General features: G+C 59.9%; 24 protein-coding genes. 13 read left to right on the forward strand and 11 right to left on the reverse strand.

The genetic code is table 11. The features are described from left to right. The 6 genes from JZX89_RS07340 (at window position 1) to JZX89_RS07365 (ending at window position 6,207) form a co-directional block, all read left to right on the forward strand. Entirely contained in the window at window positions 1–1,014 is a 1,014-nt protein-coding gene (locus tag JZX89_RS07340) for an ABC transporter permease (protein ID WP_207133848.1), read from the forward strand. Further along, complete coding sequence (gene nikC / locus JZX89_RS07345) at window positions 1,011–1,913, forward strand: nickel transporter permease (protein WP_080807181.1); 903 nt, start codon at window positions 1,011–1,013, stop codon at window positions 1,911–1,913. The genes JZX89_RS07340 and nikC overlap by 4 nt, the downstream gene beginning before the upstream one ends. A gap of 3 nt (window positions 1,914–1,916) precedes the next feature. Further along, entirely contained in the window at window positions 1,917–2,747 is an 831-nt protein-coding gene (locus JZX89_RS07350) for an ABC transporter ATP-binding protein (RefSeq protein ID WP_006312136.1), read from the forward strand. After that, window positions 2,744–3,484 (forward strand): ABC transporter ATP-binding protein, encoded by a 741-nt coding sequence (locus JZX89_RS07355; RefSeq protein WP_207133680.1) that lies wholly within the window; start codon window positions 2,744–2,746, stop codon window positions 3,482–3,484. Before JZX89_RS07350 ends, JZX89_RS07355 begins: the two co-directional genes overlap by 4 nt. A gap of 227 nt (window positions 3,485–3,711) precedes the next feature. After that, window positions 3,712–5,223, forward strand: a complete 1,512-nt coding sequence (locus tag JZX89_RS07360) for a serine hydrolase domain-containing protein (protein WP_207133681.1) — start codon at window positions 3,712–3,714, stop codon at window positions 5,221–5,223. 87 nt (window positions 5,224–5,310) lie between these two features. Next, entirely contained in the window at window positions 5,311–6,207 is an 897-nt protein-coding gene (locus JZX89_RS07365; RefSeq protein WP_207133682.1) for a LysR substrate-binding domain-containing protein, read from the forward strand. Window positions 6,208–6,214: 7 nt separating this feature from the next. Here JZX89_RS07365 and JZX89_RS07370 read toward each other — a convergent pair whose 3' ends face one another. From JZX89_RS07370 to JZX89_RS07410, 9 genes are all read right to left on the reverse strand, one after another. Further along, the gene (locus tag JZX89_RS07370) at window positions 6,215–7,081 is read right to left on the reverse strand and encodes a D-amino-acid transaminase (protein WP_207133683.1); all 867 of its coding nucleotides are present in this window, start codon (window positions 7,079–7,081) and stop codon (window positions 6,215–6,217) included. A gap of 20 nt (window positions 7,082–7,101) precedes the next feature. Continuing rightward, entirely contained in the window at window positions 7,102–8,160 is a 1,059-nt protein-coding gene (locus JZX89_RS07375; protein WP_207133684.1) for a P1 family peptidase, read from the reverse strand. A 142-nt stretch (window positions 8,161–8,302) separates the two neighbouring features. Then, entirely contained in the window at window positions 8,303–9,265 is a 963-nt protein-coding gene (locus JZX89_RS07380; protein ID WP_207133685.1) for a sugar kinase, read from the reverse strand. Between the two features lie 21 nt (window positions 9,266–9,286). After that, entirely contained in the window at window positions 9,287–10,345 is a 1,059-nt protein-coding gene (locus JZX89_RS07385; protein WP_207133686.1) for an ABC transporter ATP-binding protein, read from the reverse strand. A gap of 27 nt (window positions 10,346–10,372) precedes the next feature. Beyond that, window positions 10,373–11,209 (reverse strand): carbohydrate ABC transporter permease, encoded by an 837-nt coding sequence (locus JZX89_RS07390; RefSeq protein WP_207133687.1) that lies wholly within the window; start codon window positions 11,207–11,209, stop codon window positions 10,373–10,375. Beyond that, complete coding sequence (locus JZX89_RS07395; RefSeq protein ID WP_207133688.1) at window positions 11,209–12,147, reverse strand: carbohydrate ABC transporter permease; 939 nt, start codon at window positions 12,145–12,147, stop codon at window positions 11,209–11,211. The genes JZX89_RS07390 and JZX89_RS07395 overlap by 1 nt, the downstream gene beginning before the upstream one ends. Continuing rightward, the gene (locus JZX89_RS07400) at window positions 12,147–13,478 is read right to left on the reverse strand and encodes an ABC transporter substrate-binding protein (protein WP_149899818.1); all 1,332 of its coding nucleotides are present in this window, start codon (window positions 13,476–13,478) and stop codon (window positions 12,147–12,149) included. The genes JZX89_RS07395 and JZX89_RS07400 overlap by 1 nt, the downstream gene beginning before the upstream one ends. A gap of 103 nt (window positions 13,479–13,581) precedes the next feature. Further along, window positions 13,582–14,238 carry a GntR family transcriptional regulator gene (locus tag JZX89_RS07405; protein ID WP_207133689.1) on the reverse strand — a complete coding sequence of 219 codons (657 nt, stop codon included), beginning with the start codon at window positions 14,236–14,238 and terminating at the stop codon, window positions 13,582–13,584. Window positions 14,239–14,259: 21 nt separating this feature from the next. After that, entirely contained in the window at window positions 14,260–15,144 is an 885-nt protein-coding gene (locus JZX89_RS07410) for a dihydrodipicolinate synthase family protein (RefSeq protein ID WP_207133690.1), read from the reverse strand. Between the two features lie 313 nt (window positions 15,145–15,457). Here JZX89_RS07410 and JZX89_RS07415 point away from each other — a divergent pair, with 313 nt between their 5' ends. The 7 genes from JZX89_RS07415 to rutF all read left to right on the forward strand — a co-directional run bounded on the left by JZX89_RS07415 (window position 15,458) and on the right by rutF (window position 20,696). Then, the gene (locus JZX89_RS07415) at window positions 15,458–16,069 is read left to right on the forward strand and encodes a biliverdin-producing heme oxygenase (protein WP_174373192.1); all 612 of its coding nucleotides are present in this window, start codon (window positions 15,458–15,460) and stop codon (window positions 16,067–16,069) included. 403 nt (window positions 16,070–16,472) lie between these two features. Next, window positions 16,473–17,564 (forward strand): pyrimidine utilization protein A, encoded by a 1,092-nt coding sequence (rutA, locus tag JZX89_RS07420; RefSeq protein ID WP_207133691.1) that lies wholly within the window; start codon window positions 16,473–16,475, stop codon window positions 17,562–17,564. Beyond that, window positions 17,561–18,301, forward strand: a complete 741-nt coding sequence (gene rutB, locus JZX89_RS07425) for a pyrimidine utilization protein B (protein ID WP_153516453.1) — start codon at window positions 17,561–17,563, stop codon at window positions 18,299–18,301. Before rutA ends, rutB begins: the two co-directional genes overlap by 4 nt. 26 nt (window positions 18,302–18,327) lie before the next feature. Continuing rightward, entirely contained in the window at window positions 18,328–18,714 is a 387-nt protein-coding gene (gene rutC, locus JZX89_RS07430) for a pyrimidine utilization protein C (protein ID WP_149899824.1), read from the forward strand. A gap of 13 nt (window positions 18,715–18,727) precedes the next feature. Continuing rightward, window positions 18,728–19,519, forward strand: a complete 792-nt coding sequence (rutD, locus tag JZX89_RS07435) for a pyrimidine utilization protein D (protein ID WP_207133692.1) — start codon at window positions 18,728–18,730, stop codon at window positions 19,517–19,519. Between the two features lie 17 nt (window positions 19,520–19,536). Beyond that, window positions 19,537–20,145, forward strand: coding sequence for a malonic semialdehyde reductase (locus JZX89_RS07440; RefSeq protein ID WP_149899825.1), 609 nt, complete (start codon window positions 19,537–19,539; stop codon window positions 20,143–20,145). Window positions 20,146–20,171: 26 nt separating this feature from the next. Further along, window positions 20,172–20,696, forward strand: coding sequence for an NADH-dependent FMN reductase RutF (gene rutF / locus JZX89_RS07445; protein WP_149899826.1), 525 nt, complete (start codon window positions 20,172–20,174; stop codon window positions 20,694–20,696). Between the two features lie 204 nt (window positions 20,697–20,900). On the opposite strand, the gene JZX89_RS07450 is transcribed toward rutF, so the two are convergent. Both JZX89_RS07450 and JZX89_RS07455 read right to left on the reverse strand, forming a co-directional pair. Next, window positions 20,901–22,334, reverse strand: a complete 1,434-nt coding sequence (locus tag JZX89_RS07450; RefSeq protein ID WP_207133693.1) for an NAD(P)(+) transhydrogenase (Re/Si-specific) subunit beta — start codon at window positions 22,332–22,334, stop codon at window positions 20,901–20,903. 19 nt (window positions 22,335–22,353) lie between these two features. Continuing rightward, a complete protein-coding gene (locus JZX89_RS07455) occupies window positions 22,354–23,925 on the reverse strand; it encodes a Re/Si-specific NAD(P)(+) transhydrogenase subunit alpha (RefSeq protein WP_207133694.1) in 1,572 nt (523 codons plus the stop codon). Window positions 23,926–24,091: the final 166 nt, after the last annotated feature.

A 24,091-nucleotide genomic window follows, 5' to 3' on the forward strand; every position in this document is an offset into this window, starting at 1 on the left:
TTGAACAAGCGCGTCAAAAGCATATCGTCGATACTGAGCAGCGTCATCCTGACGCTGTTCGGTTTGATGATCATCACCTTCATGATCGGCCGCGTCATGCCCGTCGATCCGGTCATTGCGGCGGTGGGCGACAACGCTCCTGAAGACGTCATCGTGCGGGTGCGGGCCGAAATGGGCCTCGACCAGCCGCTGGTCGTGCAGTTTTTCCATTATGTCTCGCAGGTCCTGCATGGCGATTTCGGCAATTCCATCCTGACCCGCAATCCGGTCTGGATTGATATCAAGCGTGTTTTCCCTGCTACTTTCGAACTGGCCACGGCAGCGCTTATTCTGGCTGCCCTGATCGGCATTCCGCTCGGCGTCTGGGCCGCCGTGAAGCAGGGCAAGGTAACGGACCAGATCATCCGCGTCGTCTGCCTTGCCGGCCATTCGGTCCCTGTCTTCATGCTGGCGCTGATTTCGCTGCTGGTCTTCTACGCAACGCTCGGCGTCGCACCCGGACCGGGCCGGCAGGACATCATCTATGACGGCATGATCACCCAGATCACCGGCCTGATGACGGTCGACACCCTGCTTGCCGGCGACTGGGGCGCGTTTTACGACGCCGTTGCCCATATGGTGCAGCCGGTATGCATTCTCGCCTATTTCAGCATGGCCTATATCACCCGCATGACGCGCGCTTTCATGATCGATGCGCTGAAGGGTGAATATGTCATTACCGCCCGCGCCAAGGGGCTGTCGGCAATGACCGTCATCTGGGGACACGCCTTCCCGACGGTTGCCGTGCAGCTTGTCACGGTTATCGCGCTCACCTATGCCGGCCTTCTCGAAGGCGCCGTGGTGACGGAAACCGTCTTCAGCTGGCCGGGCCTCGGCCAATACCTCACCGTCTCGCTCATGAACGCGGACATGAACCCGGTCGTTGGAGCAACCCTGTTGATAGGCTTCATCTATGTCGCCCTCAACCTGCTCGCAGACGTGCTTTACAGAGTTATGGATCCTCGCGTTCGATGATGTTAGCTAATTTCAGAAACTGGGCGCTTGACGAGACGCCGCATTCCCGCACACAGGCTGCTTGGGGGAACCGGTATCGCATCTGGCTCAACCTCAAGTCCAATCCGCTGGCGGTGATCGGTCTGACCATCATCGTCCTCTTTATCGCGCTGTCGCTGCTGGCACCGCTGCTCGCGCCCTATGATCCGGCAACGCAGAATCTCGGCAATCGCTTAGCGTTTCCAAATGCCGAACACTGGTTCGGCACGGATGAGCTGGGCCGCGACATTCTCTCGCGTATTCTCTATGGCGGCCGCGTCACGCTCGGCATGGTCATTGCCGTCGTCGTTCTTGTCGCACCCATCGGTCTCGCCATCGGCTGCATCGCCGGTTATTTCGGCGGTATCGTCGATACGGTGTTGATGCGGGTGACGGATGTGTTCCTGGCCTTCCCGCGCCTCATTCTGGCGCTCGCCTTCGTCGCGGCGCTGAAGCCCGGCGTTGAAAGCGCCATTCTCGCCATCGCGCTCACGGCATGGCCTCCCTATGCGCGTCTTGCCCGCGCCGAAACCATGACGGTGCGCGGCAGCGACTTCGTCGCGGCCTACCGGCTGACGGGTGCTTCCGCCTGGCGCATCATTGCGCGTCACATTGCGCCGCTCTGCGTGCCGAGCCTTATCGTGCGCATCACGCTCGACATGAGCTCGATCATCATCACCGCCGCCAGCCTCGGCTTCCTCGGCATGGGTGCACAGCCGCCTTCGCCGGAATGGGGTGCGATGATTGCGACGGCCAAGCGCTTCATCTTTGAACAATGGTGGGTCGCCACCATTCCCGGCATCGCCATCTTCCTCGTTTCGCTCGCCTTCAACTTCCTCGGCGATGGCCTGCGCGACGTTCTCGACCCGAAGGGACATTGAGCCATGCTGGTCGAAATCGAAAATCTGAAGATCGCTTTCCAGACCCGCACCAGCCGTTTCGAGGCGGTGCGCGGTGTCTCCATGAAGCTCGGCACTGAAAAGCTCGGTATTGTCGGTGAATCCGGTTCGGGCAAGAGCTTGACGGCGCGGGCGCTGATGAAGCTTCTGCCTTCCAATGCGGATATCCGCGCCGACAAGCTCGCCTTCGACGGTATCGACGTGCTCTCCGCCAGTGAAAAGCAGATGCGCCAGATCCGTGGCAAGCGGGCCGGTTTCATTCTGCAGGACCCGAAATATTCGCTGAACCCGGTGAAGACCATGGGTGCACAGATCGCGGAAGCCTGGCGCGCCCATAAGGGCGGCAGCAAGCGGGCCGCGATGGAAGCGGCCATCGCCCTGCTTGATCAGGTGAAGATCCGCAATCCGCGTCAGGTCGCCTCGTCCTATGCGCATGAGGTTTCCGGCGGCATGGGTCAGCGCGTGATGATCGCCATGATGTTGGCGCCCGATCCCGAGCTTCTGATCGCCGACGAGCCGACCAGCGCGCTTGATGCGACGGTGCAGGCGGAAATCCTGCGGCTGATCGAGGAGCTGGTGTCGGAACGCGGCATGGGCCTCATCCTCATCAGCCACGATCTGCCGCTCGTCTCGCATTTCTGCGACCGCGTCGCCGTGATGTATTCCGGCCGGGTGATGGAGGAGCTGAAGGCGTCCGAACTCCTGAAAGCCGAGCATCCCTATACAAAGGGACTTCTGAACTGCATTCCCTCGCTGACGCATCCGCGCGAGCGTCTTCCCGTTCTCAACCGTGATGCAGCGTGGTCCAGCCAATGATCGATGTCGAAAACCTCCGTATCAAGTTCGGCGACCGCGAAGTGGTGAAGGGCGTGTCCTTTTCGGTGGAAAAGGGCGGCAGCTTTGGCATCGTCGGCGAAAGCGGCTCGGGCAAGTCGACCATCCTGCGCGCCATGGCCGGTCTCAATGAAAGCTGGGAAGGCCGCATCGCCTTTGCCGGCAAGGATGCACCGCTGAAGCGCACGCCGGACTTCTTCCGGCAGGTGCAGATGGTGTTTCAGGACCCCTATGGGTCGCTGCATCCGCGCCAGACCATCGACCGCATTCTCAGCGAATTGCCGCTGGTGCATGGCATGGACAATATCGAAAAACGCATCCAGCAGGCCTTGTCCGATGTGGCGCTGCCGCAGGCGGTGCGCTTCCGTTTTCCGCACCAGCTCTCCGGCGGCCAGAGGCAGCGCGTGGCCATTGCCCGCGCGCTGATTGCCGATCCGCAGGTGCTGCTGCTCGATGAACCGACTTCGGCGCTCGATGTCTCGGTGCAGGCGGAAATCCTCAACCTGTTGCAGGACCTGCGCGCGGCGCGCAACCTCACCTATATCCTCGTCAGCCACAATCTGGCGGTCATTGCGCATCTGTGCCCGCAGGTTGGCGTGATGCTGAACGGGGACATGGTGGAGCAGCTGAGTGCCGGCGATCTGCGCGATGGCCGCACGACACATCCGCATACGGAAGAGCTGCGTAGTTTGAGCATCCGGCTGGAAGAACCGGCCTGAGGGCTGGCCGCCTAACTGAGGTTGCCCATAGATCGAGCGGGTGCCGCTCGCTTCTTCTCCCCGTGGGGGAGAAGGTCGCGGCAGCGGGATGAGGGGGCAAGAGTAGAGATATCCGGCAACCTTGCCCCCTCATCCGACCCTTCGGGCCACCTTCTCCCCGGCGGGGAGAAGAAACAAGCGGCGATGCCGAGGCTTTCTGCAAAGACCACAAGACACGAGACCGAACAATGCCACAGCAATTCGACTGGAACGCCGCTTCAACCCTTTCAGAGAGCTTCGTCTCGCAATGGGCGGACAACGAGCCGGGCGGGGCGGTCATCGGTTTTGATCTCGATGGCATCCGGTTCGCCCATGCGGGCGGTGTCGAAAGTCTTTCAACCTTCGCACCCTTCACGCCGCAGAGCGTGGTGCGGTATGCCTCCGTCACCAAACATGCTTTCTGCGCCATGGTGCTCGCCCATTCCGACCTGATCGGCTTTGACGACCCACTCGGCAAACATCTGCCGGAGTTGCAGTCGCCGCTCCGCGATGTCACGGTTGGGCAGGCACTGGATATGAGCGGCGGGTTGCCGGATACGCGCGAATGCCTGTCGCTGCTTGGCCTTTCCGTCTACACCGAGACGAAGGCCGGATCGCTTCTCGAGTATCTGTCACGGCTCACCCGGCTGAATTTTCCTGCCGGCAGTGAGGTATCCTATTCCAATACCGGTTACCGTCTGGTGGAAGCGGCGCTGGAGCGCTGCGGTTTCCGCTTCGATGATTTCGTGCAGACGCAGATTGCCGGTCCCTTTGGTGTGTTTCTGAAGGCGCCGGATGTCTGGAACGATCCTGTCGACGGTCTGGCGCCCGGTTATTGGAAGTCCGAAGACAACTGGCAGCTTTCGTCGGCCGGCCTGCATATTTCCGCTTCCGGCAGCCTTGTCGGCAGTGCCGAAGCGCTGACCCGCTGGCTGCAGGGCCTGATGCGGGGCGAGGGCAGCTTTGCCGGCGTTCTTGCCGGGCTTTCCACTGAACGGCCGCTCGCCGATGGGCGGATGAGCGAATATGGCCTGGGCTTGCGCTGGTCGCATCTCGGCGACCGGCGCTTCGTCGGCCATGGCGGTTCGCATCCCGGCTACAAGACTTATTTCCTGCTTGATCCACAAAACGGCACTGGCTTCGTCGTTGTGTCGAACCGCGAGGATACCAACGGTTTCAAGATCGCGCTGGAAAGCATGGCGGCTTTGACCGGCCTGCCTTTGCCCAAACCCGCTGCCAGCCTGCCGGAAGGCCTCTATGTCACCGAAAGCGGGCCGTGGTGGCTGGAGATCAAGGGTAGCACCTCCACCTTCATCGATGGCGACGACACGCTTTATGAAGATGCCGATGGCTGGGTGTCTTCCCGCTCTGCATCCTCTCCGATGCGTCTCAGGCTGGATGGTGCCGCCATTGTCGGTGAGGCCGGCCACGCCGCCCGCCGCTTCCTGCCGGTCGGCGATCATGTCGTGCCGGATGATCTTTCGGGATCATGGCGCTCCGATGAGGGCGCAGAATTTGCGATCAGCGGCTCGTCGCTGACGATGGGCATCGGCCCCACGCGCCGCAGCATGCCCTTGACGGCGCTCGGCAATGGCCGTTTCCTCTTCACGCTGATTGATGGGCCATGGGCGAAGCGCGTTTGCCTCAATCGTCTGGGTGACGACCGGATCGAGCTGGTTTCCAGCCGGGCGCGGATGATCGAATATTCCCGCGCGCGGTAAAGGGGATTTCAAAGACGCCTGAATGCTCCTAATAAAGACCCGTGTTCCCGGCAGGCCGGGACAACATCTTTGTGGGAGAACAGGCCCTTGGAAGTCAAATGGCTCGAGGATTTCCTGGCGCTGGCCGGAACGCTCAATTTCTCGAAGGCGGCGGATGAGCGGCATGTGACGCAATCCGCCTTCAGCCGGCGCATCAAGCAGCTGGAAGCCTGGGTGGGGGCGACGCTGGTCGACCGCGCTTCCTATCCGTCGCGGCTCACCGAGGCGGGCGTGAAGTTCGTGCCGGTGGCGCAGGAGACGCTGAAACAGCTCTACCATGCGCGGCGCACCCTGCTGCAGGAAGAAGGGGCCGATGCCAAAACCGTGCGGCTGACGGCGCTGCATACCCTGTCCTTCACCTTCTTTCCCGACTGGCTGAAACGGGTGAACGAGAAGGCCGGGCCGCTTTTTTCGGTTTTGCGGCCCGATTCCGGCAGCATGGAGGAAAACCTCAATTCGCTGGTGGACGGGCAGAGTGATTTTCTGCTGACCTATGCCCATCCCGAAGTGCCGATGCTGCTCGATGCGCAGACCTTCGAGTTTCGTGTACTGGGTGCGGAAAACATCATTCCCGTTTCCGCGCCCGCTGCGGATGGCTCACCGCTGCATGCGCTGGCGGAAAATGCGAAAAAACCCTTTGCCTATCTGGATTATGAAAAGGCTTCGTTCTTCGGGCCGTTGCTGCGCGATCTCCTGAGCGCGCGGCTGCCGCAATTCGAGCGGGTGCATGAAGGCAGCATGTCGGTGGGGCTGAAAGCCATGGCGATGGCCGGCTGGGGTGTCGCCTGGGTGCCGGAGAGCCTGATGCGGCAGGAGCTTGATAGCGGCGCTCTGGTGCGCGCCGCTGATTCAAGTTTCGATATTGCCGTCGATATCAGGCTTTATCGTTCCAAGGAGAACCGCCGGCCCGTTGTCGAGCGCATCTGGGCGGTTCTCGAAGGTTAGAGCCGGTTCAGATGGCCGTGCGGCGGGCGTTTTCGAGGTAGAGCGCGCGCAGGCGGCTTACCATCGGGCCGGGCTTGCCGTCACCCACCGGCTTGCCGTCGATCTTCGTGACCGAAACCACGAAGTTGGAGGCACTGGTGAGGCAGGCCTCGTCGGCATTCAACGCCTCTTCCAGCGTGAAAGGCCGTTCTTCCAGCGTGAAACCGGCTTCCTTGGCCAGTTGCAGGGCGGCAAGGCGGGTGCAGCCGGGCAGGGTCTTGTTGCTGTTGCCGCGGGTGATGATCTTTTTATCGGCGGTGACGATGTAGGCGGTGGAAGATGCACCTTCGGTGACGAAACCGTCCTCGATCATCCACGCCTCGTCGCAGCCTTCGGCCTTGGCGATGCGTTTGGCCATGACCTGCGGCAGCAGGCAGATGGTCTTTATATCGCGGCGTTCCCAGCGCTGATCGGGAACGGATTTGACGGCGATACCGGCTTCTTCGACGGGCGTGCCGATCAGCTTCCTGGCCTGGGTGAACATGACCAGTGTCGGCTTCAGATCGGCGGAGAACAGAAAGTTGCGGTCTTCCGCACCACGCGTCAGCTGCAGGTAGATCATGCCTTCGACGAGGTTGTTGTCGGCAATCAGGCGGCGCTCGGCCTCGACGATGTCCTTGGTCGTGACCGGCAGCGGCACATCGATTTCGCGGGCGCTGCGTTCCAGCCGGGCCATGTGCAGGTCGCTGTCGATCAGCTTGCCTTCCAGAACGGAGGTGACTTCATAAATGCCGTCGCCGAACAGGAAACCGCGGTCGAAGATGGAAAGGCGGGCGTCCGCCTCGGGCAGGAATTCGCCGTTGACGTAAACGATGCGACCGGATTGGCTAGTCATGAGAACTCCGTCTGGAAAAGTCAGGCTGAAAGAAGGGTTTTAAGGGTGTCGATGGAAATGGCCTCGACCGTGGAGACCTTGCCGGTGCCGGCATTGAAGCCAGTTGTCGTATTGGCCGTGCAGAGCGAATTGAGGATCGCCTCCTCCGTCGCCTCTATCGCGGCTTCGAAGAGTGGCGAAATCGCATCGTTGGAAAGCTCAGGGTATTCCGCCACCGCCTTGCGGCGCGCAGGCGTGCGGCGCAGCCGCTCATCGGTGGAAAATGCCAGCGCATAGTCACCGGAGCCATTGCTGAGTGCGGCACCCGTGCGTGCCAGTCCACCAAAGCTTCTGGCCGCCAGGCGTTTCAGATTGCGGGAGCAGAGCGGCGCGTCGGTTGCGACAATGATGACGATCGAGCCGTCCTTGTCCTTGTGCTCCGGGCTGACATAGGGCTTGCCGCAGACCAGCAGGTGGCCGCCGTAATTGGATTGGACGAGAACGCCTAGCGTATAGGTTTCCCCGGCGATGGTGACGATGCGGGATGAGGTGCCGATGCCGCCCTTCATGCCGAAGGCCACGGTGCCGGCCCCTGCGCCAAGTCCGCCCTCGGCGACGGTGCCTGTGGTCGCGTTTTTCAACGCGGTCGAGATTTCCTCGATGGTCGGGCGGCCGGCACGGATGTCGTTCAAGCGGGAATCATTGGTTTCGCCGACGACGGCATTGATCGAGACGACTTTCTCATTGCCCGGCTGCGCCAGCGTATGGCGGTTGATCGCCTCAATGGCTCGGCCTGTCGCCAGCGTGTTGGTGAGAATAACAGGTGTTTCGAGTTCGCCCAGTTCCTCGATCTGTGTGGAGCCGGCGAATTTGCCGAAGCCGTTATAGACGGCGAAGGCGGCGGGCACTTTGTCCTGAAAGAGATTGCCGCCATGCGGAAGGATCGCGGTTGCGCCGGTGCGGATCGTCTCGCCCTCGATGACGGTCGAATGGCCGATGGTCACACCTTCGACATCGGTGATGGCGTTGAGCGGACCGGTTTCGAAATGGCCGGGCCGAAAACCGATATCGCGCAGTCTCGGGCGGGTCGTCTGGTGCATCGGGCGATCACTTTTGCGGAATGCAGGCTGAAATTGGGACGAGCGCGGCTTGTGAAAAGCTTTGCTTGTCCGAACGTTAGCCTAGTTCGCCGCGAAACGGCATCGCAAAAATGGAATAGTTTTATGCGGGCAATGGATGCGCTCAGGAGGCGCGCAGCGCGGGTTCGCCTTCACGCTCCAGCCATTGCCGCATGGCTTCCTCGGTCTCTTCGCGCGTGGGTGCACCGATGCGGCCGCCGAACACCGTGCATTTGAGCGCGGCGGCAACGGAGGACAGGCGGATGGCGGCGCGGCTTTGCATGCCTTGCGCCATCGCGAGCGCAAATGTGCCGTGAAAGATATCGCCAGCCGCCAGCGTGTCCACCGCTTTGACCTGCATCGTCGTCTGGAAATGCGCGGTCGGATCGCCGGCTTCCGTCCACCAGCAGCCCGCTGGTCCGGCGGTAACGGCGATAAAGGTCTGCGGATAGCGGGAATGCAGCACCGGCAGCATGTCTTTCACCGTTTCAAGCCCGGTCAGCCGGGCGGCGGCGGGTTCGGAAAAGACGATATGGGTTGCGGCGGGAGCGAGCTTTTCCAGCGTTTCCACCGGCGCAACATCACCATCCAGAATGGCGGGTTTGCCAAGCGCGCGCGCAACAGTCAGCACATCAAGCGCCAGTTCCGGCCAGCGCACATCCACCAGAACGGCATCAAAGGGGGCAATATCTTCCGGCGTGCAGGAGCGTTTTTTCTCATGCAGGCGATGATCGTAAAAAGGCACGATCAGCCGTTCTCCCCGGTCATCGATGATGATCGTCGACAGGGCCGAGCGTGCGCTGGGCGCAACCGTCATGCCGCTCGTGTCTATGCCGCTTTCACTGAGATCGCGAAGGATACGGGTACCGGTTTCATCGTCGCCCACCGCACCCCAGAGGCTGGCGCGGCTGCCCATGCGGTGCACCGCATAGGCAGCGCTGGACGCCATGCCTTCGGCAATCTGCAGCATTTCATAGGGCAGGACCTTGCCTTCGCCCTTTGGCATGTCGTGCACACGGAACAGGGTGTCCAGCACGGCAGCGCCCACGCACAGCACATGTTTGTGGCTTCTGTGTTCGCTGTCCATGCCCGTCACTCTCTCATCCATTTAGATGCGCTTGCCGCTGTCCTTGTCGAACAGATGCACCATAGCAGGATCGATGGCGATATGGATCGTATCGCCGAACCGCACATCCAGCCGCTCGCGGAACAGGCAGGCGATGTCGTCGCCCTTGCAGCTCAGCTTGGCATAGATTTCCGAGCCGGTGCCTTCGACCAGTTCGACGCGGCCTTCAATGCCGGTGCTGGCCGCGCGGATATGTTCCGGGCGTACACCATAAACGAGGTCGCGGCCGCCGAGCTTGCCGATATCGGCATTGGCGGGCAGCGGCAGGCTGAGGCCCTTTGCGGTGCGGAACACGCCTTCTTCGACGCGGCCACGGATGAAATTCATCGCAGGCGAACCGATGAAGCCGGCGACGAAGAGATTTGCCGGATGGTCGTACAGTTCCAGCGGCGCGCCGATCTGTTCGATCACGCCATCATGCAGCACCACAATCTTGTCAGCCATGGTCATGGCTTCCACCTGGTCGTGGGTGACGTAAATGGTGGTGGTGCCGATGCGCTGGTGCATGGCCTTGATCTCGCCGCGCATCTGCACGCGCAGCTTGGCGTCGAGGTTGGAGAGCGGCTCGTCGAACAGGAAGACCTGCGGATCGCGCACCAGCGCCCGGCCCATGGCGACGCGCTGGCGCTGGCCGCCGGAAAGCTGGCGCGGATAACGGTCCAGCAGCTTGTCCAGCCCCAGAATGGCGGCGGCCTTGTCGACCTTGGCTCTGGTTTCCTCGGCGCTGACCTTCTTCAGCTTCAGCGCAAAGCCCATATTATCCTTCACAGTCATATGTGGATAAAGCGCGTAGTTCTGGAAGACCATGGCGATGTCACGGTCGCGGGCGGGCAGATGGCTGACCTCACGCGCGCCGATGTGGATTTCGCCATCGCTCAGCTCCTCCAGCCCGGCGATCATGCGCAGCAGGGTGGATTTGCCGCAGCCCGAAGGGCCGACGAGCACGACAAATTCGCCATCCTTGATCTCGATATCGATGCCGTGGATGACATTGACCGAGCCGAAGCGCTTCTGGACATTTTGAATATTGACCGGTGCCATGTTTTTGGTTCCCGTTATAATTTGAATTCAGCCGCCCTTGACGGCGCCGGCGGTGAGACCCGCCACGATCTGTTTCTGTGCGAACATGGTGAGCAACAACACCGGCAGCGTCACGATCAACGCGGCTGCGGCAAGCGGCCCCCAGCTGACCTGTTCAAAGGACAGCATGTTGTAGACCGCGACCGGCAGGGTGCGTGTTTCACGGCTGGCCAGCACGATGCCGAAGACGAAGTTGTTCCACGAGAAGATGACCGCCAGAATGAAGGAGACGACGATGCCGGGCTTGGCAATCGGCAGCGCCACCAGCCGGAACACCTGCCAGGAGGATGCGCCATCGATGCTTGCAGCCTCTTCCAGCTCCTTCGGGGTGGTCTCGAAATAACCGATCATGATCCAGACCACGATCGGAACCGTCACCACCAGATGGATGATGATCTGCGGCCAGAGCGTACCCAAGAGGTTCAGCCATTGGAACAGCAGGAACAGTGGAATGAGGAAGGAAAGGCCGGGTGTCATGCGGGCGATCATGATGACGACGGCGGATTTTTCCGCCTTCAGCCGGGCGATGCCGTAACCGGCGGGAACGCCGATCACCAGCGCCAGAATAGTAGCCGCACCGGTGACGAGCACCGAGTTCCAGAAATAGAGGAAGAAATTGTTCTCCTCGAATACCTTCACATAGTTCGACCAAGCGAAACGTTCGGGAATGAGGATCGGCGGATAGGCGCCGTTGTCGATTTCATATTTCAGCGACAGCGAGATCATCCAGATGAAGAACAGGATGACCGGCGAGATCATCACCAACGCCACGAAGAACAGGCCGATGCGGTCGATATTTTTACGTTTGAGCAATTTGCGGGTCATCAGCGATCCTCCATCTCATTCCATTGCGCGCGCTGGCGCACCATCAAAAGTACGAAGGACAGCGCCACGATGATGATGAAGAAGACCACGGCCATGGCCGAGCCGTAACCGATGTCGTAATAGGAGAACGCCGTGTTATAGAGGTAGATGTTGATGGTTTCGGATGCCGTGCCGGGTCCGCCTTGAGTCATCGCATAGATGATGTCGAAGCTTTTGACGGCGTCGATGGAGCGGATGATGACGGCGATCATTAGAAACGGCGCAATCATCGGCATGGTCAGGTAACGAAACTTCTGCCAGGCGTTGGCGCCGTCGATTTCGGCGCTTTCATAGGGTTCGCGGGGGACTGCAGCCAGCCCGCCGAGCACGATCAGCATGACGAGCGGCGTCCATTGCCAGGTTTCCACCAGCACCAGCGAGGGGATGACGGTGGACTGGTTATAGATCCACTCCAGCGGCCCGATGCCGATGAGCGACAGCAGATAGTTCAAGACGCCGAGCTGCGGGTGGAACATCATCGTCCAGACGAGCGCGATGGCGACCGGGGTCGCCATCATCGGCATCACGAAAACGCCGCGCAGAAAACCGCGCAGCGGAAATTGCGCATCGAAAACCAGCGCTGCCAATGTTCCGAGGAACAGGGGAGCGACAACCGACAGCACGGTATAGATGAGCGTGTGCCACAGCGATTCCCAGAACCTGAGATCGCTGGCGAGCCTGATGTAGTTATCAAAACCGATAAAGCTCTGCTCCTGCCCGAGCGTCCAGCGGTGCACGCTCATCCATAGGGTAAACACCCACGGAAAAACGATGACAGCCGAAATGACGACCAGTGCCGGTATGACGAAGGGCCAGTAGTTGGGAGCAAGCCTTGGCGGCTTGCTCCCTTCTGCGCGGCTGACGCCTGTTTTGGTGTTTTCGATGCTCACGGAGGCCATTATCCCTCGCTACGTGCCAGAACGGGTGCGAACTGTTCCGTCGCCTTTTTCAGCTCCGCTGCCGGATCTGCGCCGCCGATCATGTTGGTGAGGCCGACGCCGTAGATGTCGCGGAATTCCGTCACCGGAATGATGACGGGAAGGGCAAGCTGCGAGACCTTGCCGGAACCGACGACCGCATCCAGCCAGGCGGCCGGCATCTTCACGCCTTCACGCACCTTTTGGTCTTCGAGGATGGACTGGCGGAACGGAACGCCGGCACCCGCCTGCAACAGGCGCGCGCCCATCTCATGCGAGATCGCCCATTGGCAGAAGAGATAGGCAGCTTCCTTCTTGCTGCTGGCTTCGACGACGCCGAGGCCATCGCCGAAAGTGCCAGCGGCTTGAACGGCCGGACCCTTGGGCATGACGCCATAGCCGACCTTGCCGACCACGCGGGATTTTTCCGGGTTCTCGATCGGCGGGGCGAAACCGACGCCATCGAACCACATGCCGATCTTGCCCTGCAGGAAGGCCGATTGCGCTTCGGCCCAGTTGAAGCCGGAGACGCCGGGAGGGGCGGCCTTGGTCATCAGGCGCTGATAGAGCTTTGCCGCTTCCACGGCCTCCTTGGATTCGGTATCGATCTTTCCGTCCGCGCTGATCGGCTTTGCGCCGTAACCCAGCATCAGCGATGTCCAGACCGGGGTGTTGGCGTTCTTCAGGCCGCGTGCGACGAAACCATAGGTGTTGGTGGAAGGATCGGTGATCTTTTCCGCCGCCGTTACCAGTTCCTCGAAGGTTTCAGGGTATTTCAGGCCCTTGGCTTCGAACAGGTCCTTGTTCCAGTAGACGATCCAGTAATCCACCGAGAAGGGCAGCGAGCGCAGCACGCCGTCGCTATCCTTGGCAAACAGCATGCCGGCTTCGGCAAAGTCCTTTTCGACCAGCGACGGATCGGTGAGCGACGGGTCCTTCAGGAAGCCGCTGATATCGGCGAGCCATTTGCCCTTTTCGAACTGACGCTTCTGCACGTGGTAGCTCAGATGCACCACGTCGAAGCTCGGCTTGCCGGAGGAAAGCTCGATAACCACCTTCTGGCGCTGCTGCTGTTCCGGTGTCGCCTCGGCATTGACCTTGATGCCGGTCAGCTCTTCGAATTCGCTGAGGTATTTGATCAGCGTTTCGCTGCGCGGGCTTTTGACGAGGTTGACCTCAAGCGTCGTGCCGGCGTGTTTTTTCCAGTTCACCGCCGCCGATGCCGGGCGAATGCCGAGCACCGCGCTGCCGCCAATCGCAGCCGTGCCAGCCAGAAAGGCGCGGCGCGTGGGGTTGAGCAATGAATGCTTCATGTCAGTTCTCCTCCAGTTAGCCGGAAATTCTCCTCACCCCGGCTTGTTGCTTATTTTCATGCAATTCCAGCGAACGACGGCTCTGTCATCTGCCGGAATTGCCCTATACCGCCAGCGCCCTGTCCCTCGCATTGCGGATATGGGCGGTCAGCCGCTCTACGGCGTCTTCAACGGATCGTTTCTCGATGGCTTCGAGAATGGCGAGATGCTCTTTCATCACCGACTTCACATGGCCGGCGATGCGAAAGCGCTCCTGATTGATGAGGCGCATCTTGATGGAATTGACCCGGTAGGCATTCGAGATGATCGAATTGCCGAGCGCGTCGATGAAGGCATCGTGCATGCCCCAGTCCACCTGCTGGGCATGCTGGTCCAGCTCCGGCGATTCCCCGCTATTTTCAGCTGCTTCGGCAATATCGCGATGCTGTTTCAGCAGCTTCGCGATGGTCTCGTCGGAAGCCGAGCGGGTAAACAGCGCCACGGCTTCCTTTTCGAGGAAGATACGGAACTGGAACGCCTCGCGGATAAGGTTGATGTCGATATGGGCGACCTGCAAACCCCGCTGCGGCACGGTCTTGATCAGCCCTTCCGCCTCCAGCCGCGGAATTGCCTCCCGGATCGCCCCCAGCGGCAGACCCGTTAATTCCACGAGGCGGCGTTGCGAGATGAATTGCCCCGGACGAACATCACGCGAGAGAAGGTGATGCGTAAAGCTTTCATACGCCCGTTCCCGCAATGTCTGTTCGCCGGTATCGTCCATGCTCAACCTTTCAAGGTCCGTTCAAGCGGCCTGTTTGCGAAACAGCGCGTCGAATGCGCCTTCGATCTGCTGCCGATCCTCAGGTGAAATGGCGACGAGCGGCGCGCGCACATCCGTCCAGATATTTTCCCCTGTCGTGTGTGATACCAGCACCTTGACGGCGGGCGTAACCGGAAATTTCAGAAGTTCCACAACAAGATCGACGATGCGACTGTCGTCCTTGCCATCAACGGCCATGGCACGGACTTCCTGCGTCAGGAAATTGGCGACGCCGGAGATCGCGCCCTGGCCGCCGAGGCGAACGCCTCTGGCGAGATCGCGCTCATCGCCGATCAGGATAGCGAGATCGCCGTGTTCCTTCAGCAGGCGTTCGGTATGGCTCCAGTTGCCGGAGGAATCCTTGACGCCGGTGACGATGCCCGGAAACGCTTCCCTCAGCCGTCCCACCAGTTCGACGGACAATGTCACCATGGTAACGGAAGGGATGTTGTAGACGAGAATGTCGCGCGCGCCCTTGCCGATCTTTGCGAAAACCGCCGAAAACCAGGCAAACAATCCGTCATCGCTGACATTCTTGAAATAGGAAGGCGGGGCGAGAAGAATATTGCGGGCGCCTGATTTCAGGGCGTCCGCCGATTGTTCGGCCGCATCCTCAATGGAGTCCACCAGAACGCCGGTGACGATGCGCGATGGCGCAATGCCGGCCTCGATGAAGCGGGACAGAATGACCTGTCGTTCGCGGCTGCCAACCGAGCATCCTTCGCCGGTGGTGCCGAACAGCGTCACGCTATCACAGCCGTTTGACAGGCAGCGGCGGGCATGGGCGATCATGGCGTCGATATCGACCGTTCCGTTCGTCTTGAACGGTGTCGTCAGGGCTGCCGAAAGGCCAAATTTCTGGGTCAATTAAGATGCTCCTCCAAGGTGACCGCGGATTGATGGCATACTGACATGTTAGTTGTAAAGCAGTAATTGCAAGGTGATTATCTGGAACGTTCAGGGCGGGGGAGGAATTCGGTTTTCGACGCGGCGGGTGCCTTTTCTGTTCGCGGTCCGGGATGAGCCATCAAGGATGATTGGCGCGGATGCCGTTTCCTGCCCTTTTGCCCGCGTGTTTTCTCTCCCAGGGGGGCACGAAAAAATACGAAAATAAAATTTGACTGTTGGAGTAAAGATTTTTATCAGGCAGTCTGAATATAGGGATAAAGGGACCATAACCATGACCATTGCGGAGCCGACAGCGCCTGTAGCAGAGATCGAACAGAGCCGCGTCAAGCGTCTGAAAGCAGCGACGCGCGGCGCCCATGGCGATCTCGATACCTTCATCATGGCCGCGAAGCCGTTCGAGAGCCGGGAAAACTTCGGCAAATTCGTCGAAACCCAATATCTTTTCCATCGCGATCTCGACGTTTTCTTTTCCAATGCTACGCTTGATGGCATGCTTCCCGACCTCAAAGGCCGCCGCCGCCTCGCCATGATCGAGCAGGACCTTGCCGATCTTGGTCTCGCTATTCCGGAAGCCAAGGCTGCGCGTTTCACCGGCGAAACGCCGTTCGATCTGCCGGAGGCGATGGGCTGGCTTTATGTGGTCGAAGGTTCCAATCTTGGTGCGGCTTTTCTGCTGAAAGATGCGGCCAAGCTTGGTCTTGGCGAAGAATTCGGCGCGCGCCATCTGGCCGGCGCACCGGAAGGACGCGGCCTGCATTGGCGCACGTTCACTGCCGCACTTGATGAAATTGCACTCACGGTTGACGAGGAGGAGCGGGTTGTCGCGGGTGCCGAGGCTGCCTTCCGAGCGGTCCATGCCTATGCGCAGCAGCGCCTCGTTTGAGGTTTTGGCATAGCTCTTGACGAGCTAATCGCGATTGATCGTAATTTCGAAAACCCAGCGCCGTCATCCTCGGGCTTGTCCCGAGGATCTGCAACCGATTGATTTTACTGAACGTGGATAGATCCTCGGGACAAGCCCGGGGATGACGAGGAGTGTGAAGCGCGCCTCACCGCACTTTCAGGACTATTTCTACAACTTCCAATCATACGACTCTCGCATTCACTTCTGCCGAATAAACAGGCAAATATTTTGACCAAATGATAAATTTTTATCTTTTGGTCAAAGCTTCCTTCGCCCCAAAATTTTATCCATTTGATAAAATTATTTTATTTGGTCTGGCACGGAACCTGCTACTCTTTTGTCAAGTCAGGAGACACCTGACGTCAAAAAAGGGAACAGCAAGATGGAAGTTGGTGTTTTTATACCGATCGGGAACAATGGATGGCTGCTGTCTGAAAACGCGCCGCAATACAAGCCGAGCTTCGACCTGAACAAGGCGATCACGCTGAAGGCGGAGCAATATGGTTTCGACTTCGCGCTGTCGATGATCAAGCTGCGCGGCTTTGGCGGCAAGACCGAGTTCTGGGATTATAATCTGGAGTCCTTCACGCTGATGGCAGGCCTTGCCGCAGTCACCTCCAAGATCAAGCTGTTTGGCACCGCCGCCACGCTGGTCATGCCGCCGGCCATTGTTGCGCGCATGGCGACGACGATCGATTCCATTTCCGGCGGCCGTTTCGGCATTAACCTGATTACCGGCTGGCAGCGTCCGGAATATAGCCAGATGGGGCTTTGGCCGGGCGATGATTATTTCGGTGATCGCTACGAATATCTTGGCGAATACACCACTGTTTTGAAAGAGCTGCTGACAGACGGGCAATCGGATTTCAACGGCAAGTTCTTCAAAATGGAGGATTGCCGGATGAAGCCGGTGCCGCAGGGTGATGTGAAGCTCATCTGCGCCGGCTCCTCCAATTCCGGCATGGCGTTTTCGGCCAAGTTCGCCGATTACAGCTTCTGCTTCGGTGTCGGCGTCAATACGCCCAAGGCCTTTGCGCCCACCAATGAGCGGCTGCTGGCGGCGACGGAAAAGTCCGGCCGCGAGGTGAAATCCGTCGTGCTGACGATGGTGCTTGCCGAGGAAAAATCCGAGGATGCCTGGGCGAAGTGGGAGCATTACAAGGCGGGTGCGGATGTGGATGCCATCAAGTGGCTCGGCCTGCAAAGCGCCGTCGACACCAAATCCGGCTCCGACACCAATGTCCGTCACATGTCCAACCCCGTTTCCGCGGTTAACATCAATATGGGAACGCTCATTGGTTCCTATGAGGAAGTGGCGGCCATGCTGGATGAGATGAGTGAAGTGCCGGGAACGGGCGGCGTGATGCTGACCTTCGACGACTTCCTCGAAGGCGTCGAAAAATTCGGGAAATATGTGCAGCCGCTGATGAAGAGCCGCGCGCATGTGCAGGCCGAGCTGGAGGCTGCGGAATGAGTGAAGCCGTCATTGCGGGTTACAAGGGGCCGGAAAGCCGTTCGGAGAGCGTGACGCTTCCCGCCCGGCCGGAACCCATCACCCTCAAGCCCAGCGAGACCGCCGTTGTCGTGGTCGATATGCAGAACGCCTATTCGACCGAGGGCGGTTATGTCGATCTAGCCGGGTTCGACATAACCGGTGCCAAGGGCACCATCGCCAACATCAAGAAGACGCTGGATGCGGCGCGGGCGGCGGGCGTTCAGGTCATCTATTTCCAGAATGGCTGGGACAAGGATTATGTCGAGGCGGGCGGACCGGGTTCGCCCAACTGGCATAAATCCAATGCCTTGAAGACCATGCGCAAAAGGCCGGAATTGCAGGGCCAGCTGCTGGCCAAGGGCACCTGGGATTATGCCATTGTCGATGAGTTGCAGCCGCAGCCCGGCGATATTCTGGTGCCGAAGACGCGTTATAGCGGTTTCTTCAACACCAATATGGACAGCGTGCTGCGCGCCCGCGGCATCCGCAATCTGGTCTTCGTCGGCATTGCCACCAATGTCTGCGTCGAAAGCTCGCTGCGCGACGCCTTCCATCTCGAATATTTCGGGGTGATGCTGGAGGACGCCACGCATCATCTGGGGCCAGACTTTATCCAGCAGGCGACGGTCTACAATGTCGAGAAGTTTTTCGGCTGGGTCGCTACCGTCAATGATTTCTGCGGCGTTATCTCGCAGGCCGCACCCGTCACCGAGTAAGCAAGAACCACAAAGAGGAGAACGAAATGCCGAAAAAGATCATCGTACCTGTTGGCACCAGCAAGCCTATCGCTCCCTTCTCGCCGGGAACCCTTGCCGATGGCGTGGTTTACGTGTCCGGCACGCTGCCCTTCGACAAGGACAATAATGTCGTGCATGTGGGTGATGCCAGCGCCCAGACCCGCCATGTTCTTGAGACCATCAAGTCGGTCATTGAAACCGCCGGCGGCACGATGGAGGACGTGACGATGAACCACATCTTCATCACCGACTGGGCGAACTATCAGGCCGTCAATGTGGTCTATGCCGAATATTTCCCCGGCGACAAGCCCGCGCGATATTGCATCCAGTGCGGGCTGGTAAAGCCTGACGCGCTGGTGGAAATCGCCACCGTCGCCCATATCGGCAAATAGGGCGAAGCGGCAGATGATGCATTTCGAGGTTCATGGCCGGACTGATCCTGAGACGGCCACTATCCTGCTGTCTTCGGGGCTGGGCGGATCTGGTACTTACTGGACGCCGCAGATCGAAGCCCTTTCCGACCATTTCCGCATCGTCACCTATGACCATCGCGGAACCGGCAGGACGGGCGGCGAGGCGCCGGCGGAGGGCGGCATATCGGCGATGGCGGATGACGTGCTGGAGATTGTCTCGGCCCTCAACCTCGAAAAATTCCACTTCATGGGCCATGCGCTCGGCGGCCTGATCGGCCTGGATATCGCGCTCAGCCGGCCCGGCCTTATCGACAGGCTTGTTCTCATCAACGCCTGGAGCAAGGCCGATCCGCATTCAGGGCGCTGCTTCGATGTGCGGATCGAGCTTCTGGAGAAATCCGGTGTCGAGGCTTTCGTGAAGGCTCAGCCGCTGTTTCTTTATCCGGCCGCCTGGATGTCGGACCATCAGGAGCGGCTGGCACGGGATGATGCCCATGGCGTCGCGCATTTTCAGGGTAAGGCAAATGTGCTGCGGCGTATTGCGGCGCTTCGGGCTTTCGATGTCGATAGCCGGCTTGGCGAGGTCGACAATCCGGTGCTGGTGGTGGCAACGAAGGACGATCTTCTGGTGCCCTATACCCGGTCGCATCGGCTCGCCGATGGCTTGCCGCAAAGCGAGCTTTGTCTTCTCGATTTCGGCGCGCATGCCGTCAATATCACCGAGCCCGAGCTTTTCAACACAAGGCTTCTGCAGTTTCTGCTGCCGGGCATCCAGACATTCTGACAGGATTTTAGAGTAACATGACGAAACCACTTGATGACACGGCCCCCCTGGACAGCAAGGCATTGGCAACGCTTTTTACCGAGGCGCGCACCCACAATGGCTGGACGGACAAGCCGGTCAGTGACGAGACGCTGAAGGCGCTTTACGATCTGACGAAGATGGGGCCGACCTCGGCCAATTGCTCGCCCGGCCGTTTCGTGTTCGTGCGCAGCCCGGAAGCCAAGGAAAAGCTCCGGCCCGCGCTGTCTTCCGGCAATCTCGAAAAGACCATGGCGGCACCCGTGACCGTCATCGCCGCCATCGACAGCGAATTTTACGAGAAGCTTCCGGTGCTGTTTCCGCATGCCGATGCCCGTTCTTGGTTCACCTCCAGCGCGGCCATGGCCGAGGAGACCGCCTTCCGCAATGGCACGTTGCAGGCGGGTTATCTCATTCTCGCGGCCCGGGCTTTGGGGCTGGATACCGGGGCCATGTCCGGTTTCGACAAGGGAAAGGTGGATGCGGCGTTTTTTGCCGGCACGACGTGGAAGTCCAATTTCCTGATCAATCTCGGTCATGGCGATCCATCGAAGCTCTTCGGCCGCCTGCCGCGGCTTGGCTTTGAAGACGCCTGTGTGCTGGCTTGATGGCCTGTTAAGGAAGGATGGGTTAGATGCAGATGATGTCTCTTGAAAAGGAAGCGGCAATGGAGACGAAGACTGCAGAGCAGCGCAGCCTCGATTATAGAAACGCCATGGCGCGGCTCGGTGCGGCGGTCAATATCGTCACTACCAACGGTGCAGCTGGCCGTGCGGGCTTTGCAGCAACGGCCGTTTGCAGCGTTTCCGACAATCCGCCCACGCTTCTCGTCTGCCTCAACCGCAATGCCTCAGCCTATAAGGTGGTGAAGGCAAACGGCGTCATCTGCGTCAACACGCTTGCCGCGCATCACGAGGTGCTGAGCACGCTTTTTGGTGGCAAGACACCCGCCGACGAACGTTTTGCTGCCGGCAACTGGGGTGTGCTTGAAACCGGCGCGCCGGTTCTGGAAGACGCGCTGGTGTCCTTCGATTGCCGCATCCGCGAGGCCCATGATGGCGGCACGCATGATATTCTGATCTGTGATGTCGTTGATATGAAGATCAATGAGGGCGAAGAAGCGCTGATGTATTTCAACCGGCGTTATCGGATGCTTTGAGCGCGGTCTCCGGAGGCCACGCTTTCAAAGCGTGACAGTACCTATTCCCACGCCGTCATCCTCGGGCTCGTCCCGAGGATCTGCAACCGATTGATTCTATTCGACGTGGATAGATCCTCGGGACAGGCCTGAGGATGACGGAGAGGTTTCTTTGTCACCTCGATAAAAAGGGCGTTTCCGGTCTTCCGGAAACGCCCTCTTCATTTACTTGATCAGCGGCAGAAGATCGTTGATCGACTTCTTCGCGTCACCATAGAACATCCGCGTATTGTCCTTGTAGAACAGCGGGTTCTCGATGCCGGAGTAGCCCGTGCCCTGGCCGCGCTTGGAGACGATGACGAGTTTCGACTTCCACACTTCCAGAACCGGCATGCCTGCAATCGGTGAGTTCGGATCGTCCTGCGCTGCCGGGTTGACGATGTCGTTGGAGCCGATGACGATGACGACGTCGGTATTGGGGAAGTCGTCGTTGATCTCGTCCATTTCCAGCACGATGTCGTAAGGCACCTTGGCTTCAGCCAAGAGCACGTTCATGTGGCCGGGAAGACGGCCTGCCACCGGGTGGATGGCGAAGCGCACGGTCTTGCCGTCGGCGCGCAGCTTGCGGGTCAGTTCCGACACGGCCGATTGCGCCTGCGCTACCGCCATGCCGTAACCGGGCACGATGATGACACTGTCGGCATCGTTCAGCGCTGACGCCACGCCTTCGGCGTCGATCGCCACCTGCTCGCCCTCGATTTCCATCGCTGGACCCGTCGTGCCGCCGAAGCCGCCGAGGATGACCGAGACGAAGGAGCGGTTCATGGCCTTGCACATGATGTAGGACAGGATCGCACCCGAGGAGCCGACCAGCGCGCCGGTGACGATCAGGAGATCGTTGCCGAGCGTGAAGCCGATGGCGGCGGCCGCCCAGCCGGAATAGCTGTTCAGCATCGAAACGACGACAGGCATGTCGGCGCCGCCGATGCCCATGATCAGGTGATAACCGATGAAGAAGGCGGCAAGCGTCATCAGCACCAGCGTCCATGCGCCCGCACCGTTGCAATACATGATGAGCAACACCAGCGACAGGATCGCGGCGCCGGCATTGAGAACATGTCCGCCGGGCAGCTTCTTCGCCTTGCCGTCCACCTTGCCGGCAAGCTTGCCAAAGGCGACGACGGAACCGGTGAAGGTGACCGCGCCGATGAAGACGCCGAGGAAGACCTCGACCTTCATGATCGCCAGTTCGACAGGCGTTTTATGGGCGAGGATGGCGGAAAAACCCGTCAGCAGAGAACGCGCCGTTTCATCGAGCGAGGCGACATGCGCTTCCTCGATATGGGCGTTGAAGCCGATGAAGACGGCGGCAAGGCCAACGAAGGAGTGAAGGGCGGCCACAAGCTGCGGCATTTCGGTCATCTGCACGCGGTTTGCGACAAAATAGCCGAGAACGGCGCCACCGGCCAGCATCAGAAGCACGATGAACCAATTGCCGACATCAGGTCCGAAGACGGTGGCGGCGACGGCAAGGCCCATGCCCGTGATGCCGTACCAGACGGCGCGTTTGGCGCTTTCCTGGCCGGAAAGGCCGCCAAGCGAAAGGATGAACAGAACGGCTGCGGCAACATAGGCCGCGGAAACGATACCAATGGTCATAAACTGTCCCCTACACGGCTCAGGACTTCTGGAACATGGCGAGCATGCGCCGTGTCACGAGGAAACCGCCGACGATGTTGATCGTCGCGATCAGGACGGAAAGCGAGGCAAGGAGCACCACCAGCCAGTTGCCGGAACCGATCTGCAGCAGCGCGCCGATAATGACGATGCCGGAAATCGCGTTCGTCACCGCCATCAGCGGCGTGTGCAGCGAGTGGCTGACATTCCAGATGACAGAGAAGCCGATAAAGCAGGCGAGCACGAAGACGATGAAGTGGCTCATGAAGCTTGCCGGCGCAAACAGACCGACGAGAAGCAGAATCGCCGTGCCGGCGACCAGAAGCCCGACCTGGCTCTTGGTCTGTGCCTTGAATTCGGCCCGTTCCTTGGCGTGCTTTTCCTCCGGCGTCAGCTCTTTCGCTTTTTCCTTCGGCTTCTGCGCGGCAATCGCCTGGATTTTTGGCGGCGGCGGCGGGAATGTTATCTCGCCCTGATAGGTGACGGTTGCGCCACGAATGACGTCGTCTTCCATGTTGTGAACCGGCTTGCCGTCCTTGGCGGGCGTCAGATCGGTCATCATGTGACGGATGTTGGTGGAATAAAGCGTCGAGGCCTGCGCCGCCATGCGGCTCGGGAAATCCGTGTAGCCGATGACGATAACGCCATTGTCGGATACGACGCGCTGGTCGGGCACCGTCAGATCACAATTGCCGCCGCGCTCGGCGGCGAGATCGATGATGACCGAACCCGGCTTCATGTCAGCCACCATGTCGGCGAGCCAGAGTTTCGGGGCGTCGCGGCCCGGAATAAGCGCCGTGGTAATGACGATGTCGATCTGCGGCGCCAGTTCGCGGAATTTTTCCAGCTGCTTCTCGCGGAATTCCGGCGAGGAGGGGGCGGCATAACCGCCGGTCGCTGCGCCATCCTGCTGTTCGGCGAAATCGAGATAGACGAACTCAGCGCCCATGGATTCGATCTGCTCGGCCACTTCCGGGCGAACGTCGAAGGCATAGGTGATCGCGCCGAGCGAGGTGGCCGTGCCGATGGCCGCAAGACCGGCGACGCCGGCACCGATCACCAGAACCTTGGCGGGCGGCACCTTGCCGGCGGCGGTGACCTGACCGGTGAAGAAGCGGCCGAAATTGTTGCCGGCTTCGATCACGGCGCGATAACCGGCGATATTGGCCATGGAGGACAGGGCATCCATCTTCTGGGCGCGCGAGATGCGCGGCACCATGTCCATGGCGATGACGTTGGCGCCCTTTTCCTTGGCCTGTTCCAGAAGGTCCTTGTTCTGGGCTGGATAGAAGAAAGAGATCAGCGTCTTGTCCGAAGACAGGCGATCAATCTCCGACGTTTCCGGCGGGCGAACCTTGGCAATGATGTCGGAACCGGCGTAGAGCGCGTCCGCACTATCGACGACGGTGACGCCGGCTGCGCGATAGGCATCGTCGGAAAATCCCGCCGCCTTACCTGCGCCAGTCTCGATCACGCAATCATATCCGAGTTTCTGCAAGGCCTGGGCGCTATCGGGCGTCATGCCGACGCGCGCCTCGCCATCATATAATTCCTTCGGTGTCCCGATTTTCAAAACTGCTCTCCCATTTCCGTCTTGATAAGGCGTCATAGCCTATTTCAGGTATTTTTGTCCCGTCCCTGTTATTTTTCTACCTGCGGCGGATTGACAGGCCGGGAAAGGCCAGTTCGAGCGTTGGCGGTACGGCTTCAATAAAAAACCCGGCGTGTTGGCGCCGGGT

This window comes from Agrobacterium burrii, assembly GCF_017313405.1.
GTDB lineage: Bacteria > Pseudomonadota > Alphaproteobacteria > Rhizobiales > Rhizobiaceae > Agrobacterium > Agrobacterium burrii.

Bases quoted from the DNA above. Each gene is read 5' to 3' on its own strand.
- nikC (WP_080807181.1), top strand. From the start codon at position 1,011: ATGATGTTAGCTAATTTCAGAAACTGGGCGCTTGACGAGACGCCGCAT.
- JZX89_RS07350 (WP_006312136.1), top strand. From the start codon at position 1,917: ATGCTGGTCGAAATCGAAAATCTGAAGATCGCTTTCCAGACCCGCACC.
- JZX89_RS07355 (WP_207133680.1), top strand. From the start codon at position 2,744: ATGATCGATGTCGAAAACCTCCGTATCAAGTTCGGCGACCGCGAAGTG.
- JZX89_RS07360 (WP_207133681.1), top strand. From the start codon at position 3,712: ATGCCACAGCAATTCGACTGGAACGCCGCTTCAACCCTTTCAGAGAGC.
- JZX89_RS07370 (WP_207133683.1), bottom strand. From the start codon at position 7,081: ATGACTAGCCAATCCGGTCGCATCGTTTACGTCAACGGCGAATTCCTG.
- JZX89_RS07375 (WP_207133684.1), bottom strand. From the start codon at position 8,160: ATGCACCAGACGACCCGCCCGAGACTGCGCGATATCGGTTTTCGGCCC.
- JZX89_RS07380 (WP_207133685.1), bottom strand. From the start codon at position 9,265: ATGGACAGCGAACACAGAAGCCACAAACATGTGCTGTGCGTGGGCGCT.
- JZX89_RS07385 (WP_207133686.1), bottom strand. From the start codon at position 10,345: ATGGCACCGGTCAATATTCAAAATGTCCAGAAGCGCTTCGGCTCGGTC.
- JZX89_RS07390 (WP_207133687.1), bottom strand. From the start codon at position 11,209: ATGACCCGCAAATTGCTCAAACGTAAAAATATCGACCGCATCGGCCTG.
- JZX89_RS07395 (WP_207133688.1), bottom strand. From the start codon at position 12,147: ATGGCCTCCGTGAGCATCGAAAACACCAAAACAGGCGTCAGCCGCGCA.
- JZX89_RS07400 (WP_149899818.1), bottom strand. From the start codon at position 13,478: ATGAAGCATTCATTGCTCAACCCCACGCGCCGCGCCTTTCTGGCTGGC.
- JZX89_RS07405 (WP_207133689.1), bottom strand. From the start codon at position 14,238: ATGGACGATACCGGCGAACAGACATTGCGGGAACGGGCGTATGAAAGC.
- JZX89_RS07415 (WP_174373192.1), top strand. From the start codon at position 15,458: ATGACCATTGCGGAGCCGACAGCGCCTGTAGCAGAGATCGAACAGAGC.
- rutA (WP_207133691.1), top strand. From the start codon at position 16,473: ATGGAAGTTGGTGTTTTTATACCGATCGGGAACAATGGATGGCTGCTG.
- rutB (WP_153516453.1), top strand. From the start codon at position 17,561: ATGAGTGAAGCCGTCATTGCGGGTTACAAGGGGCCGGAAAGCCGTTCG.
- rutC (WP_149899824.1), top strand. From the start codon at position 18,328: ATGCCGAAAAAGATCATCGTACCTGTTGGCACCAGCAAGCCTATCGCT.
- rutD (WP_207133692.1), top strand. From the start codon at position 18,728: ATGATGCATTTCGAGGTTCATGGCCGGACTGATCCTGAGACGGCCACT.
- JZX89_RS07440 (WP_149899825.1), top strand. From the start codon at position 19,537: ATGACGAAACCACTTGATGACACGGCCCCCCTGGACAGCAAGGCATTG.
- rutF (WP_149899826.1), top strand. From the start codon at position 20,172: ATGCAGATGATGTCTCTTGAAAAGGAAGCGGCAATGGAGACGAAGACT.
- JZX89_RS07450 (WP_207133693.1), bottom strand. From the start codon at position 22,334: ATGACCATTGGTATCGTTTCCGCGGCCTATGTTGCCGCAGCCGTTCTG.